The 13,967-nt window shown below is 73.9% G+C and carries 13 protein-coding genes; 6 read left to right on the plus strand and 7 right to left on the minus strand.

The window, feature by feature from the left end:
• Positions 1-55: 55 nt before the first annotated feature.
• Positions 56-691, minus strand: coding sequence for a hypothetical protein (locus tag ACFC1X_RS00565; RefSeq protein ID WP_376347447.1), 636 nt, complete (start codon positions 689-691; stop codon positions 56-58).
• 179 nt (positions 692-870) lie between these two features.
• Here ACFC1X_RS00565 and ACFC1X_RS00570 point away from each other — a divergent pair, with 179 nt between their 5' ends.
• From ACFC1X_RS00570 to ACFC1X_RS00590, 5 genes are all read left to right on the plus strand, one after another.
• Complete coding sequence (locus ACFC1X_RS00570) at positions 871-1,854, plus strand: hypothetical protein (RefSeq protein ID WP_376347449.1); 984 nt, start codon at positions 871-873, stop codon at positions 1,852-1,854.
• A gap of 87 nt (positions 1,855-1,941) precedes the next feature.
• On the plus strand, positions 1,942-2,865 hold the full coding sequence (locus ACFC1X_RS00575) for an ABC transporter ATP-binding protein (protein ID WP_376347450.1): 924 nt from the start codon (positions 1,942-1,944) through the stop codon (positions 2,863-2,865).
• A complete protein-coding gene (locus tag ACFC1X_RS00580; RefSeq protein ID WP_376347452.1) occupies positions 2,862-3,581 on the plus strand; it encodes an ABC transporter permease in 720 nt (239 codons plus the stop codon). The genes ACFC1X_RS00575 and ACFC1X_RS00580 overlap by 4 nt, the downstream gene beginning before the upstream one ends.
• The gene (locus ACFC1X_RS00585; protein ID WP_376347454.1) at positions 3,578-4,705 is read left to right on the plus strand and encodes a sensor histidine kinase; all 1,128 of its coding nucleotides are present in this window, start codon (positions 3,578-3,580) and stop codon (positions 4,703-4,705) included. The genes ACFC1X_RS00580 and ACFC1X_RS00585 overlap by 4 nt, the downstream gene beginning before the upstream one ends.
• Positions 4,702-5,370, plus strand: a complete 669-nt coding sequence (locus tag ACFC1X_RS00590) for a response regulator (protein WP_376347456.1) — start codon at positions 4,702-4,704, stop codon at positions 5,368-5,370. Before ACFC1X_RS00585 ends, ACFC1X_RS00590 begins: the two co-directional genes overlap by 4 nt.
• Before the next feature lie 9 nt (positions 5,371-5,379).
• On the opposite strand, the gene ilvD is transcribed toward ACFC1X_RS00590, so the two are convergent.
• The 6 genes from ilvD to ACFC1X_RS00620 all read right to left on the minus strand — a co-directional run bounded on the left by ilvD (position 5,380) and on the right by ACFC1X_RS00620 (position 12,946).
• Complete coding sequence (gene ilvD / locus ACFC1X_RS00595; RefSeq protein WP_376347458.1) at positions 5,380-7,026, minus strand: dihydroxy-acid dehydratase; 1,647 nt, start codon at positions 7,024-7,026, stop codon at positions 5,380-5,382.
• A gap of 50 nt (positions 7,027-7,076) precedes the next feature.
• Positions 7,077-7,925, minus strand: a complete 849-nt coding sequence (locus ACFC1X_RS00600) for a fumarylacetoacetate hydrolase family protein (protein WP_376347459.1) — start codon at positions 7,923-7,925, stop codon at positions 7,077-7,079.
• 43 nt (positions 7,926-7,968) lie between these two features.
• A complete protein-coding gene (locus ACFC1X_RS00605) occupies positions 7,969-9,330 on the minus strand; it encodes a hypothetical protein (RefSeq protein WP_376347461.1) in 1,362 nt (453 codons plus the stop codon).
• Positions 9,331-9,392: 62 nt separating this feature from the next.
• Positions 9,393-10,466 (minus strand): N-acetylglucosamine kinase, encoded by a 1,074-nt coding sequence (locus tag ACFC1X_RS00610; RefSeq protein WP_376347463.1) that lies wholly within the window; start codon positions 10,464-10,466, stop codon positions 9,393-9,395.
• A 33-nt stretch (positions 10,467-10,499) separates the two neighbouring features.
• Entirely contained in the window at positions 10,500-11,657 is a 1,158-nt protein-coding gene (locus ACFC1X_RS00615) for an SIS domain-containing protein (protein ID WP_376347465.1), read from the minus strand.
• Positions 11,654-12,946 carry a D-tagatose-bisphosphate aldolase, class II, non-catalytic subunit gene (locus ACFC1X_RS00620; protein WP_376347467.1) on the minus strand — a complete coding sequence of 431 codons (1,293 nt, stop codon included), beginning with the start codon at positions 12,944-12,946 and terminating at the stop codon, positions 11,654-11,656. The genes ACFC1X_RS00615 and ACFC1X_RS00620 overlap by 4 nt, the downstream gene beginning before the upstream one ends.
• Positions 12,947-13,103: 157 nt before the next feature.
• Between ACFC1X_RS00620 and ACFC1X_RS00625 the strand changes: the two genes are divergently transcribed.
• On the plus strand, positions 13,104-13,904 hold the full coding sequence (locus ACFC1X_RS00625; RefSeq protein WP_376347469.1) for a GntR family transcriptional regulator: 801 nt from the start codon (positions 13,104-13,106) through the stop codon (positions 13,902-13,904).
• The last annotated feature ends 63 nt before the right edge of the window (positions 13,905-13,967 follow it).

The raw sequence follows: 13,967 nt of genomic DNA on the forward strand, positions 1-13,967 counted from the left end.
CCCTCGTCCCTCGTTCCCAGGCCGTGGCGTGTACGGCGTTGTCGTGCAGGAAACCTTACGCGGACGGACGCGTCGACCAGGGGCGTACCCGTCCGAGGACCCCGTCACGGGGCTGCGCGGCGTCCAGGACGCCGAGCGCGGCCTCGGAGATCTCCTCGGCCGTGTGCCACCGCGAGCCCTCCGGCCGGGTCCGCCAGCCCAGCACGAGCAGCCGGCAGCCGGGGGTCGGTCGCGCGTCGGCGGGAAGGAGTGCCGGGCTCCACGGGCCGGCGTCGGCGTCCTCGCCCTCCGGTGCCGCGTGCGCGCTGGTCAGCAGCAGGACCACGGGGTGTCCCGGCGGCACGGCCTCGGTCAGGGTGCGCACGGTGGCCGGGGTGGCGAGGGGGCAGTAGAGCAGGGCGCCGGTGAACGGACTGTCCCGCGCGGCCCGCGACAGCGCCTCGCGCAGTCCGGGCGCCTCGTAGTCGCGGGCCAGCGGCCGTGCCGCGCCGCCGGTGCCGCGCTCCAGGTCCCGCAGGGCGGTGGCGTTCCTGGCCAGCGCGGTGACGGTGGCGCCCCGCGCAGTCGCCGTGCGGGCCGCGGGGAGCAGCGCGCCCGTCGCTCCCGCGACCAGCAGGTGCGGGGTGGCCCGGGGCGCTTCGGTGTTGCCGTTGCCGTTGCCGTTGCCGTTGCCGTTGCCGTTGGCGTCCATGAGTGCTCAGTCTTGGCCGTACACCCTCCTGATGCAAGCCACTCTGCGCATTTTTGCTTGTCTATGCTCATTGACGCGCGTTCCGGGGGTGTGCGACGGTGCCGACGTGGTGCGGGCGGTCAGCCGGCCAGGCGCACGCGCCACCAGATCCTTACGGCCGGCCGCGACGAGGACGCCCCATGGCAGCTGCCCCTTCCCCCTCCCTCACCAGCGCACCCCCGCCCCCGTCGCACGGCGGCATCGGCCTCGCCCAGGGCCGCTACGGCGAACGCGGCAACCTGGAGCTCGTGCTCTGCGACGAGGACGACGGCCTGTGGGTGCTGTGGCACAACACCGACCCCGAAGGCACCGGGACGCCCGAGGGTGCGCCGCCCCCCGGCGAGTGGAGCGGCGGCCTGCACTTCGCCGCCGGCCGCCGCTACGACGACATACGCGTCCTGCAGAGCCGCAACGGGCCCGATCACCTGGAGGTCCTGGCCCGCTCCGGCGACTCCGCGCACCGCCTGCGCTGGAGCCCGGAGGCCGCGTTCACGGCCGAGGAGCCGCCCCCGGCCCGCCCCTTCCCGGCGCTCGCGCTCGCCGAGACCGCCGACGGCGCGCTGTGGACCGTACTGTCCCCGGACCCCGGCACCGCGCCGGGCCGCCTGTACCGGGCCGACCCGGCGGGCTACCCGGACCTGGTCTGGGCCCCGGTCGCGCCACCCGCGCTCACCGGTCCGGACGGGCGGCCCCCGCACGCGGTGGTGCTGGTGGCCGCCCCGGACGCCACCCGCCCCGCCGTCCTGACCGTCTCCCGCACGAGCAGCCACTGGACGGGCGCCGACGGCGTCGCGTCCACCCTGCCGGGCGCCGAGCACGCCGCCGCGGTGCACGGCGCCGACGGCCCGCTGGTGTTCCTGTCGGACGGCGGCGCGGACCTCATCGCCGTCCGCCCCGCCACGGACCGCCGGTGGAGCCTCACGCTCCCCGGCACCGGCCCCGTCACCGCACTGGCGGCCACGCCGGTCCGGCACGATCCCCGGCGCACCGACCTGGTCGTCCGCCGCGGCGACACCCTCTGGCACCTGACCGACCACGGCCCGGGAACGGAACCGGCCGCCCGCTCCCTGGCCAGCAGGGTCCGCCGCGAGGACGGCGGTACGGGGCCGGTGCACCGGCGCTGAGGCCGGTGTGGTCTCCACCCTTGGTGGGAAGCCGGGTTTCGACCGTGGGTGGATGACGGGGAGATCACCACGCCGGAGGCTTCCGGTATGACTCGTTCACGCACATCCGTCGGGGACCCGGCGGCCATCAGGGTCGAAGGGCTGACCAAGCGTTATGGCCGTAGAACGGCTGTCGACGACCTGTCGTTCACGGTCGGATCCGGAAGGGTGACGGGGTTCTTCGGCCCGAACGGGGCAGGGAAGACCACGGCGCTCATGGCGGTCGTGGGACTGGCGCGGCCGACAGCGGGCCGGGCGTTCCTGCGGGGCACGCCGGTCACGAGGATCAGGCCCGACTCCCGCCTGCTCGGCGTGTACATCGAGCCGTGCGGGGCCCATCCCGGCCGGTCCGGTCGGGCGCACCTGCGGTCGCTGGCCGCACTGGCCGGACTTCCCCGCCGCCGGGTCGGTGAGGTCCTGGAGCTCGTCGGCCTGGAGGAGGCGGCCCGGGGCAGGGTCGGGAAGTACTCGATGGGCATGCGGCAGCGCCTCGGGCTCGCCGCGGCGCTGCTGGGCGATCCGGAGATCCTGGTGCTCGACGAGCCGGTGAACGGCCTGGACCCGCAGGACATCCGCTGGTTGCGCACGCTGCTGCGGGACCGGGCCGCGAAGGGCGGCACGGTCCTGCTCTCCAGCCACATGCTCAGCGAGGCGGCCCAGACCGTCGACGACGTGATCATGATCGACCGCGGCCGGCTGGTCCACGCAGGCGCGATCGAGGACCTCGAACGGTCCGGGGCGAGAGCGGTCGTCGTACGCACCGCCGAGGCCGAGCGCCTGTCGGCGCTGGTGGTCGCGGCCGGTGGCCGCACAAGGCGCGATGAGCCGGGCGGGCTGCTGATCGAAGGGCTCGACGCCACGGAGGTGGCACGGCTGGCCCACCGGGAAGGGGTTCTGCTGGAGGAGATCGTGCGGCGGACCGCGTCGCTGGAGGACGCGTTCTTCGGCCTCACGGGAGGGGCGGACCGTTGAGCCATCTGCTGCGAGGCGAACTGATCAAGACCATGACCACCCGGACCGTGCTGGGTTTCGCGGTGGGCGGGGTCGCGTTCGCCGTCCTCAACGTCCTGGCCGTCGCGGTGTGGTCGGGCGACCTGGACGAGGTGCCCGAGAAGCAGGAGGCCCTGTCGGCGCTGCCGATCCTGCTTCTGCTCTGGGGCTTGGTCGGTACCGCCGGGGAGTACCGGCACCGGACGGCCGCACCGGCGGCTCTGGTGAGCCGCCGTCACCGCGGGGTCGTGCTGTCGGCGAGAATCACCGCGTACGCCCTGATGGGCCTCCTGCTCGGTACGCTGACGACCATGGTGTCCCTCGGGCTCGCGCTGCCGCTGCTGAGTGACCACCCGGGTCCCGGTCTCACCGCGGGCGACGTCCTTGCCGTCGTGGCGGGCAACCTCGTGGCGTTCGTCCTGTCCGCGATCCTGGGTGCCGTCCTCGGCGCCCTGATCCGTAGCCCGGTCCTGGGCGTGGTCGTCCTCCTGATCGTGAACTTCGCCGTGGTCCCGCTGCTGTCCGGCGTCTGGGAATCGGGGATCAACCTCACGCCCTTCGGCGCGGCCGGAATTCTGAGCCGGATGACCCACCACACGACCCTGTCGGTGGCCGAGGCCGGATGGGTCCTGGCCGCGTGGACGGTCGCGGTCACCCTCGTCGCGGTCGTCGTCGAGCGACGGCGCGATCTGGCGTGAACCGGCTCCCTCGGTGGGCCCGGGCGGCGTACGACCTGCTGGGCGCACGCCGCCCGGCGCTGTTCGACCTCGCGCTGGCGGTGATCACGACCGCGGTGGAACTGGGGCTGCTCTTCGACGACGACACCCCGGTCGGCGTGATCCCGGTCGTGGTGACGGTGCTTGCCGGCTCCGTCCTGCTCCTCCGACGCCGCGCTCCGCTGGTGGTGCTCGTCGCGGCCTGTGCGGGAGCCGCGGTGCTCGTGCCGCTGGACTACTCGCCGGGCGGGGCGCTCGTCGTGGTCGCCCTCGCCTCGCTCGCCGACCTGCGTGACCGAAGGGTCTCGGTGGCGGCGCTCGCTCCGACGGCGCTGTTCCTGCTGCTGGCGAGCATCTCGTCGCTGCCCATCCCGATCGGCGCGTGGGCCCTCGGCTCGTACCTGCAGACTCGGCGGCGCTACACCGGGGCGCTGGAGGACCGCGCGGCCACCCTGGAACGCGAGCGCGAGCAACTCGACCAGATCGCGGCCCAGCGGGAACGCACCTCCATCGCCCGCGAACTCCACGACATCGTGGCCCATTCGGTCACCGTCATGCTGATCGGCGTGCGCGGCGCCCGGGACGTCCTGCCGACCGAGCCCCGGGTCGCGGCCGAGACCCTGGAACGGGTCGAGGCCAACGCGGAGCAGAGCCTGGCCGAACTCCGCCGGATCCTCGGCCTGCTGCGCACGTCGGACGACAGCGCGCAGTGGCGTCCGCAGCCGTCGCTCGACCAGCTCGCCGATCTGGTTTCCGGATACCGGACAGCCGGGATGCCGGTGCGGTTGGAGCTCACCGGCGAGGCCCGGCCGCTGGCCGGCGGCCTGGAGCTGTCGGCCTACCGGATAGTCGAGGAGGCGCTGACCAACGTGCTCAAACACACCGACCCCACCACGGTCACGGTGACGCTCCACTACGGCCGGACGCGGCTGGACGTCACGGTCGAAGACGACGGCGTCGGCCGCCACCCGCTCCCGTCGGCCGCCGGGCACGGCATCCTCGGGATGCGGGAGCGTGCGGCGGTGACGGGCGGCAGCCTGGACGCCCGCCGTACCGCCCGCGGATTCCTGGTGACCGCCCGGCTCCCCGTCGAGGACGCGGCATGACCATCCGCCTTCTGATCGTCGACGACCAGGAGCTGATCCGCACCGGCTTCCGGCTGTTCCTGCAGACCCAGAACGACCTCGAGGTCGTCGGCGAAGCCGCCGACGGCCACGAGGCCCTCACCCAGGCCGCCGCTCTGCACCCCGACGTGGTCCTGATGGACATCCGCATGCCGCGCATGGACGGTGTCGAGGCCACCTCCCTCCTGACCGCCTCCGGGCCCTCGCCCCGAGTGCTGATCCTCACCACCTACGACCTGGACGAATACGTCTTCGGCGCACTACGGGCGGGCGCGTCGGGGTTCCTGCTCAAGGACGCCTCCCGCGCCCGCCTGCTGGAGGCGATCCGCGTCGTGCACGCCGGGGAGGCCCTGCTGTCGCCGTCGATCACCCGCAGGCTGATCGAGGACTACGCCACCACCCGCACCGCGCCGCTCCGGCCCCCCACCAAGCTGTCGGCCGATCTCACTCCCCGGGAACGGGAGACCCTCCTCCTGGTGGCCAGGGGCATGTCGAACCCGGAGATCGCCGCGCACCTGGTCGTGACCGAGGCGACGGTGAAGAGCCACATCGGCAGCATGTTCGCCAAGCTCCATCTGCGTGACCGCGCCCAAGCCGTGGTGTTCGCCTACGAGAACGGCTTCGTCCTCCCCGGCAGCTCAGGCTGAGCCCGCGGGTCAGACGGTGACCGCGCCGTCCGAGGCGGAGCCCACCGTGGCGACGTACTTGCTGAAGACGCCGCGTTCCGCGAGGCGCTCCGGGCGGGTCCATGCGGCGCGGCGGCGTTCGAGTTCCCCGGCGTCGACGAGGAGGTCGAGGGTCTCGGCGGCCGAGTCGACGGCCACGGTGTCGCCGTCCCGTACCAGGGCGATGGGTCCGCCCTGGTACGCCTCGGGGGCGACATGGCCGATGACCAGGCCGTGCGAGACGCCGCTGAAACGGCCGTCCGTGACGAGCGCGACCGAGTCGCCGAGGCCCTGACCCACCAGCGCGCCGGTGATGGACAGCATCTCCCGCATGCCCGGGCCCCCGGCCGGTCCCTCGTACCGGACGATGACCACGTCACCGGCGCGCACGTGCCCGCCCTGGATGGCCTCGAAGCACTCCTCCTCCGAGTCGAAGACCCGCGCCGGGCCCTCGCGCCGGAAGTCGGCCCGGCCGCCCAGCTTGAGCACGCAGCCGTCGGGCGCGAGCGAACCGCGCAGTACGGCGAGCGCGCCCGGCCCCTTCACGGGCTCGGCGACGCTCGCCACCACGTCCTGACCCGGCGCCTCCTGGGCGTCGGCGGCGACGTCGGCGAAGGTGCGGCCGTCGACGAGGGTCACGTTCTCGCGCAGCAGCCCCGCGTCCCGCAGCCGGGACGCCACCAGCGAGGTGCCGCCCGCCCGCCACAGGTCGACCGCGGTGTGCGGTCCCGAGGGCTTGAGGCCGGTGACGATGGGGACCTGGCGGCAGATCGCGCCGATCTCGTCGATCGCCAGGTCGAGACCCGCCTCGCGGGCCACCGCCAGCAGGTGGAGCACCGCGTTCGTGGAGCCGCCCATCGAGGCGACCGACACGATGGCGTTGTACAGGGCGTCCCGCGTCAGGATGTGCGAGGGGCGCACGTCCCGGGCGAAGACGTCCAGGGCGACCTCGCCCACGTGCTCCGCGGCGGCCTGCTTCTCGGCGGCGACCGCGGGGATGTCACCGACGCCGAAGGGCGCCAGGCCCATGAAGTCGGCGACCGCGCCCATGGTGTTGGCGGTGTACTGGGCCGCACACGTGCCCGCCCCGGGACAGGCGTTGCGGGCCAGGTCGTCCACGTCCTCCTGGTCGAGCCGGCCGACCGCGCGCTCGCCGAGCGCCTCCCACATGTCCTGGATCGTCACGTCGCGGTCGCGCCAGCGGCCCGGCATCATGCTGCCGCTGTAGAGGAGGACGGCGGGGATGTCCAGGCGGGCCATCGCCATCATGGCCGCGGGCACCGTCTTGTCGCAGCCGACGATGCAGACCAGGGCGTCGAAGGCGTGCGCGCGGCCCATCAGCTCGATGGAGTCCGCGATGACCTCCCGGCTGACCAGCGACGCCCGCATGCCCGGCGTGCCCATGGTGAGGTTGTCGGACACGGCGACGGTGTTGAACTCCATCGGCGTGCCGCCCGCCCTGCGCACACCGGTGGCCACGTGCCGGGCGAGGTCGCGGTGGGTGAGGTTGCAGGGCATCGTGCCCGTCCAGGTGGACGCGATGCCCACCGTGGGCCTGCGCATGTCGTCGTCGGTCAGGCCCATGGCGTACAGGTGCGAGCGGGCCGGCGCGCGGTCGGGGTCGTCGGCGATGTTCATCGCGGTCCTCCTGCTGGTGGCGGGACGGTGGGAAGAGGGAGGGGGCGGCGTCAGCCGGTGAGGCGCACCGTGTTGCGGAGCCGGCCGACGTGCTCCACCTCGACCTCCACGACGTCGCCGTCCCCGAGCCACAGCTGCGGGGTACGGCCCATGCCGACGCCGTGCGGCGTGCCGGTGGCGATGACGTCGCCGGGGTGGAGCGTCATGTAGCGGGAGAGGTACGCGATGGTCTCGGCTACCCCGAAGATCATCTCCTTGGTGGAGCTGTCCTGGACGGTGGCGCCGTTGACCTTGGCGGAGATCGCCAGCGCCTGCGGGTCGGGGATGTCGTCGGCACTGACCAGCCACGGCCCGAGCGGGCAGAAGTCGTCGAAGTTCTTGCCGCGGAACCACTGCCCGTCCGAGAACTGGGCGTCACGCGCCGACACGTCGTTGGCGACGGTGTAGCCGAAGACGTGCTCCATAGCCTGCTCGGCGGTCACGTCGCGGGCGGTCCGCCCGATGACGACGGCCAGCTCGGCCTCCCAGTCCAGCTGCTCACTCGCCCCGCGGGGCACGCGCACGTCCGCCGTCGGGCCGGTGAGGCAGTGGGCGGTCTTCACGAAGGCGAGGGGGACCTTCGGGGTCTCCAGTCCGGTCTCGCGGATGTGGTCGGCGTAGTTGAGGCCGATGCAGACGATCTTCTGCGGGGCGGCGAGCGGGCTCAGCACCTCGACGTCGGCGAGCGGCACGCCCGGCACGTCCGCGGACAGCACGTCGTGCGCGGTGCCGTCGGCGATCAGGTCGCGGACGGCGTCGGCCATGAAGCGGTCGTCCTCCGCGACGACCGGGTAAGCGGTGTCGCCCTCGACGCGGGCGGCGAACACCCGGCCCTGGTGGCGGATACGGCTGATCTTCACGTGGTCTCCAAGGGGGTTACGGGGGACCCGCGGCGCGGATCGGTCAGGCGAACTGGGGGAGATGGGCCCGCTGGGCGTCGAGCAGCGCGTCCGTGAGGGCCACGGCCGCGTCCGGGTCGGTGACCGCGCCGTCGGCGATCATCGCCTCGACCACGAGTCCGCGGTCGCCCTTCATCGCGGCCTCCGTCGCCAGTTCCACCGAGGTCAGGCGGCGGGCCAGGATCGAGGTGAGCGGCGCCGAGAGGTCGGGGACCGACACGGGGCGCAGCCCGCGCGCGGTGGCGACCGCCGGGACCTCCAGCGCCGCCTCGTCGGGCAGCCCCGGCACCGAGCCGCGGTTGGGCACGTTGACGGAGAACATCTCGCGCCGGTCGAAGGTGATCGACCGGATGATCGCGATGAGCTGCTCCTGCTCACCGGTGGAGTTCTCGAACGAGGCGGCGTCCAGCGGGGCGTCGTCCTCGGCCTGGGCGCGCATGCCCTGGTAGCGGTCCTCGCCCCACTGGAGGATCTCCGGGACGGAGAACGCGTCGACGCCCAGCTTCTTGCCGTAGTAGTCGCCGCCGGCCCAGCGCTCGGGGAAGAACTCCAGCACGTGCCGGTCGTTGGCGGCCGGGTAGGCGCCGTAGCGGCGGAAGATCTCCCAGGAGAACGGGTTGTGCCACGCCTTGCCGTTCTCCCAGATGGCGCCGATGTCCGCCGGGTCGGCCGGTTCGGCCAGCTCCCGCTCCATCCGCGCGCGCACCCCGGGCCAGGCGTCGCGGCCGTTGTGCCGGAAGTCGTAGATGAAGGTGAGGTGGTTGATGCCCGCGTACAGCGTCGAGGTCTCCTCGAAGGGCAGCCCCGCGAACGCGGCCAGCTCCCGCTGCACGTGGTGCATGCCGTGGCACAGGCCCACCGGCTGGGCGCCGGCGTACCGCGTCATGGCCTGGACGTTGGCCGTCATCGGGTTGCTGTAGTTGAAGAAGAAGGCGTCCGGCGCGAGGTCGGCGATGTCGCGGGCGACGTCCACCATCACCGGGACGGTGCGCAGCAGACGCGAGATGCCGCCGGGCATCACCGAGTCGCCGACCGGCTGGTAGACGCCGTGCTCCTGGCAGATCTCGTGGTCCCGCTGCCACGCGGGGCGTCCGCCCACGCCGACACAGGTCACCACGTAGTCCGCGCCCGGCAGTTCGGTGCGCCGGTCGGCCGAGGCACGGACGGTGATCCGGTTCCCGGCCTCCCGCGCCTCGACCATGCGCCGGGCGAGCCGCGCGGCCACGGCCAGCGCCTCCTCGTTGACGTCGACCAGGCGGATCTCCCAGGACCCGAGGTCGTCCGCGGTGATCAGGTCGGCGAGCAGTCCGCGGGTGAACACGGCGCTGCCCGCGCCGATGAGGACGAGCACGCGGGTGTCGGACATCAGGGGGTTCCTTTCAGCGGGACCGCCCGGTGGTGGGGCGGGGTGAGGGAGTCTTGGCGGCGCTACGGCGCCGGTGGTCCTTCCGGTGACCGCAGTGCGGCGCGGGCCGTGTCGTCCAGCGGGGTGCCGGCCAGTGACGCGGCGTGGAGGGCGGCGCCGACCACGGGTTCGTACAGGGGAGGACGCAGGTCGAAGCGGGCGTCCAGGCGGGTCAGTTCGGCGCGGAAGGCATCGGCCACCGCCTGGGCCCCGAAGACCCCGCCCGAGTACGACACGGGGACCGGCTCGGTCGTGGGGAAGCCGAGCCGTTCCCGCGCCGCGTCGGCCAGCAGCGCCAGCTCCCGACCGGCCCGCGCGAGGATCGCCCCGGCGACGGGGTCGCCCAGCTCGGCGGCCTCGGTGACCCGGCGGCTGAGGGCGGCGACGCCGTCCCGGCCGAGCCCGCCGTACAGCACCCGGCCCACGACGTCGAGGTCCGAGCCGAGGCCCAGCGAGCGGCGCAGTACGTCGGCCAGCGGGCCGGGGGCGAGCCGGCCGTCGCTCATGCGGGTGAAGGCGTTCAGCCCCCGCACGGCGATCCAGTGGGCCGAGCCCTCGTCGCCGAACAGCTCGCCCCAGCCCCCGGTACGCGCGGTCCGCCCCGCCCGTTCGCCGTAGGCCATCGACCCGGTCCCGCTGATCACGTTGATCCCGGCGGCCAGGCCGAGGGAGCCGGCCCAGGCGCAGACCATGTCGTTGCCGACGCCGTACCGGGCGTGGCCCAGCAGGCGGCCGGGCAGCGCGTCGAGGGCCGCCGTCAGCGCGGGCGACTCCCCGTGCGCGGGCAGCCCGAAGAAGGCGTGGGTCACGTCCGCGGGGGCGACGCCGGACTCGGCGCACACCCGCGCCACGCCCTCGGCGAGCACCGGGTAGGTGCCGAACGACCCGTCGTCCCCGGCCTCGTCGGACGGAGAGGTGCCAGGACCCGTCGCCCTGGCACGGACCGTGCCCGAGGCGTCGACGAGACAGAAGGCGGTCTTGGTGCCCCCGCCGTCCACACCGAGGAACACGGAGTCGGGCGCGGGGTGCCGGGCGTCCTTCACGGGCTTCACGGGCTTCACGGGCTTCACGGGCTTCACGGGCTTCACGGGGGCCATGCGGCTCTCCTCTCCGGTCGCGGGCGAACGCGGTCAGCGTCCGGACAGCGGGTACACGGTGACGCCCTGCACGACGCGGTTGACCTCGCCGTCGGGGAAGGGGTTGTCGGGCCGGATGCCGCGACCCAGGGAGGCGTTCAGCGCCACCCGCTGCGCGCACACCACGGCAGGCAGCGCGAGCGCCGCGTCGTCCGCGTCGGCCATGCCCGGCAGCAGCCAGGTGCCGTCGTCCACGGGCAGGCCCTCGGCGCGGCCCGCCACGGCGACCACGCGCCCCGGCGGCAGGGCCGCCCGCATCTCCGCGAGGATGTCCAGGTCGTACCGGCGGGTGTACGGTTCGTTGGAGACGTAGACGACGACCGAGGTGCGGTCGGTGAGGAATGCCTTGGGCCCGTGCCGGAACCCGAGCGAGGAGTCCGCCCAGGACACCACCGCGCCACCGGTCAGCTCCAGGAGCTTGAGCGCGGACTCCCCGGCGAGCGCCTTGAGCGCGCCGCTGCCCAGGTACACCACCCGCTCGGGGGCGTCGGCGGTGAAGGCGTCGATACGGGCGCCGAGCGCGTCGCCGACGACCGCCCGCGCCGCCTCCGCCAGCGGGTCCACGCCGCCCTCGGGGCGCTGCCCGAGGACCAGCAGGACGGCCAGGAGCATGCAGCTCAGGCTGGAGGTCATCGCGAAGCCGCGGTCCTCGGCCTCCGGGGGCATCAGCACCACGTGCGAGTCGGACCGCTCCTGGTGCAGCCGGGCCAGGTCGCCCTCGGCGTTGCAGGTCACGATCAGGTGGGCGCAGGTGCCGAGCAGGGCGGAGGCGGCGGCCGTCGCCGCGGTGCTCTCCGGGCTGTTGCCGGACCGCGCGAAGGAGACCAGCAGGGTGGGCAGGTCCTCCCCGAGGCAGCCGTGCGGGTCGGCGACGATGTCGGTCGTCGCGATCGCGTCCACCCGCCGCCCGGTGTGCGCGGCCAGCGCCGCGCGCAGGATCTCCCCGGCGTAGGCGGAGGTGCCGGCGCCGGTCAGCACGATGCGCAGCCGGGGGTCGGCGAGCAGCGGGGCGAGGAAGGCGTCCAGCCGCGGCCGGTCGTCCGCGACGATCCGGTCGACCCGCCGCCACAGCTCGGGCTGCTGGGCGATCTCCCGGTGGGTGTGCTCCGCACCGGCCGGGGCGGCGGGGGCGGGGCTGAGGGGGGCGGTCACGCGGACTCCTTGATCAGGGGGGTGCAGGCCCGGTCGTAGTCGCGCAGGACGTCACGGACCCGGTCGATGGTCAGTTCGCGCGGGGTGGGCGCGAGTTCGCCCGCGCGGACCCGCCGGTACTGCTCGGGCAGGTGGGCGGAGAGGAGGGGCAGCGGGATGCCGGCGGCGTCGAGGTTGCCGAAGAGCGTGGACTGGGCCGCCGTGATCTCGGAATCCGCCCAGTAGTACCGGATCCGGTCGCTGTAGCTGTAGCGGCGGGCCAGGTAGCGCTCGCGCGTGTCGCCCTCGTAGTACCCCTGCCACCAGTCGGGCCGCTCCAGCATGCGGCGCTCGACGACGGCGGCCAGCCGGGACGCCCGGTCCGGGCCGACCAGCTCGTCCTCGATGGCCGCCAGCGCGAAGAGCGCCTCGCGCAGGGCGAACGTCAGGCCCGGGCCGACCTTGAGGACGGCCCAGTGGTCGGCCACCAGCTCGCCGAGCGCGGCGGCCGACTGGTAGTCGGTCGAGTGGGCCTCGAAGACCATGTCCGGCTCGCCGTCCAGGACCCGGCGCAGCCGGTCCGTCGCGGCCCGCCGGTAGCCGAAGACGCGGTGGTGGTCGAACTCCACGCCCGGCTGGACGACGAGCGCGAGCACCCGGGGCCAGACGCCGGACAAACCCGCCTCGGCGAAGGCGGCGCGGTGCCGCTCCAGCGTCGCCCCGGCGGCCGGCGCGGCGGTGGGCGGGACCTCGTGCAGCGACTCGTGCGCACCGCCGGGGACCGGCACCTCGGTGCCGATCACGTACCGGAGCCCGGCCGCCCGCGGTCCCGCCGTGCGCTCGGCCACGCGGATCAGCCGCACCGCGCGCCGGGCGACCAGGTCGTCGGTGAGCGGTACCGGATCGCCCGCGCAGGAGAAGCTGCAGTCCAGGTGGATCTTGGTGAAGCCCGCTTCGACGTAGGCGGCGACCAGCACCTCCGCCTTGCGCATGGCCTCCTCCGGGGGCAGGGCACGCCAGCGGTTGGGGCCGAGGTGGTCACCGCCCAGCACGCTCCGGTCCGCCGGCAGACCGTGCTCCGCGGCGATCCGGTGGACCAGATCGCGGAAGTCGGCCGGGCGCATGCCGGTGTAACCGCCGTCCTGGTCCACCTGGTTGGAGGTCGCCTCGACGAGCAGGGTGGCGCCGGTGGCCCGCGCCTGGCGGACCGCGGCCTCGATGACCAGGGGGTGGGCCGAGCAGACCGACGCGATCCCCACCGGGATCCCGGACTTCTGGTCTCGTACCAGTTGGTCCCACGGGCTCGGCATGGTGTCTCCGGTTCTGGTGCAGATGAATACGGGGAATACGGGGAAGTGGCAGGTGGTACGGGGTGTGCCGGGACGCTGGACGGGAGGCCCCGGTCTGCCGCGACCATACTGGTATTAATACTGGCCGTCAATGAACAGCATCTGGTATTGTACTGGTATGCCTACTGAGTCGCCGCTCCCGCGCGGCCTTCTCGACGCCGACGCGCTGCCGCTGTACGCGCAGGTCGCCGCGCGCCTGATGGACGACATCACCGCCGGGAGCGCCCGGGCCGGCGACCGGCTCCCCTCGGAACGCGTGCTGGCCGAGCGGTACGCCGTCTCGCGCGTCACCATGCGCTCGGCGCTCGCTGACCTCGCCAACCGGGGCGTGATCGAGTCGTCCCCGGCCCGGGGCTGGTTCCTCACGAGCATGAGTGGTGGCGGCGCGGATGCCGCCGACGCCCCCGCCACCCCGCCCGGGACGGCGCCCGGCGGCCGCTCCGTGCAGGGCTTCGCCGACCACGCGCTGCGCCACGGCCTCGCCGCCCGCACCCGGGTGCTGGCCTCAGCGGTGCGCCCGGCGAGGGTCCAGGAGGCCGAGGAACTGCGCATCGCCCCGGGCGCGCCCCTGTTCGAGATGCGGCGCCTGCGCTACCTCGACGACCTGGTGGTGGTCGTCGAGCACAACAGGCTGCCCCTCGCGCTGTGCCCGCGGCTCGCCGACACCGACTTCGGCACGGCCTCGCTGTACGCCACCCTGCGCACGGCCACCCCGGGGCAGTTCCCCCGCGTCGCCGACTACTCGGTCGAGGCCCGCCAGCCCACCCCGGAGGAACGGGAGTTGCTGGAGATCACGGACGTCACACCGGTCCTGGTCGCCACCCAGCTGGCGTACAACCAGGACGCCCGCCCGCTGGAGCTGACGGTCGCCATCTACCGCGGCGACCGGTACCGCTTCCGGGCCTCGATCACCGACTGAGACTGCCCGGCCGGGCGTCGCGGCACATGCGTTGGCGCCCTTCTCAAGGGGGAGTGCGCCGCC

The sequence above is a fragment of the Streptomyces sp. NPDC056128 genome (assembly GCF_042263835.1).
Lineage (GTDB): Bacteria > Actinomycetota > Actinomycetes > Streptomycetales > Streptomycetaceae > Streptomyces.

Bases quoted from the DNA above. Each gene is read 5' to 3' on its own strand.
- ACFC1X_RS00565 (WP_376347447.1), bottom strand. From the start codon at position 691: ATGGACGCCAACGGCAACGGCAACGGCAACGGCAACGGCAACGGCAAC.
- ACFC1X_RS00570 (WP_376347449.1), top strand. From the start codon at position 871: ATGGCAGCTGCCCCTTCCCCCTCCCTCACCAGCGCACCCCCGCCCCCG.
- ACFC1X_RS00575 (WP_376347450.1), top strand. From the start codon at position 1,942: ATGACTCGTTCACGCACATCCGTCGGGGACCCGGCGGCCATCAGGGTC.
- ACFC1X_RS00590 (WP_376347456.1), top strand. From the start codon at position 4,702: ATGACCATCCGCCTTCTGATCGTCGACGACCAGGAGCTGATCCGCACC.
- ilvD (WP_376347458.1), bottom strand. From the start codon at position 7,026: ATGAACATCGCCGACGACCCCGACCGCGCGCCGGCCCGCTCGCACCTG.
- ACFC1X_RS00605 (WP_376347461.1), bottom strand. From the start codon at position 9,330: ATGTCCGACACCCGCGTGCTCGTCCTCATCGGCGCGGGCAGCGCCGTG.
- ACFC1X_RS00610 (WP_376347463.1), bottom strand. From the start codon at position 10,466: ATGGCCCCCGTGAAGCCCGTGAAGCCCGTGAAGCCCGTGAAGCCCGTG.
- ACFC1X_RS00620 (WP_376347467.1), bottom strand. From the start codon at position 12,946: ATGCCGAGCCCGTGGGACCAACTGGTACGAGACCAGAAGTCCGGGATC.
- ACFC1X_RS00625 (WP_376347469.1), top strand. From the start codon at position 13,104: ATGCCTACTGAGTCGCCGCTCCCGCGCGGCCTTCTCGACGCCGACGCG.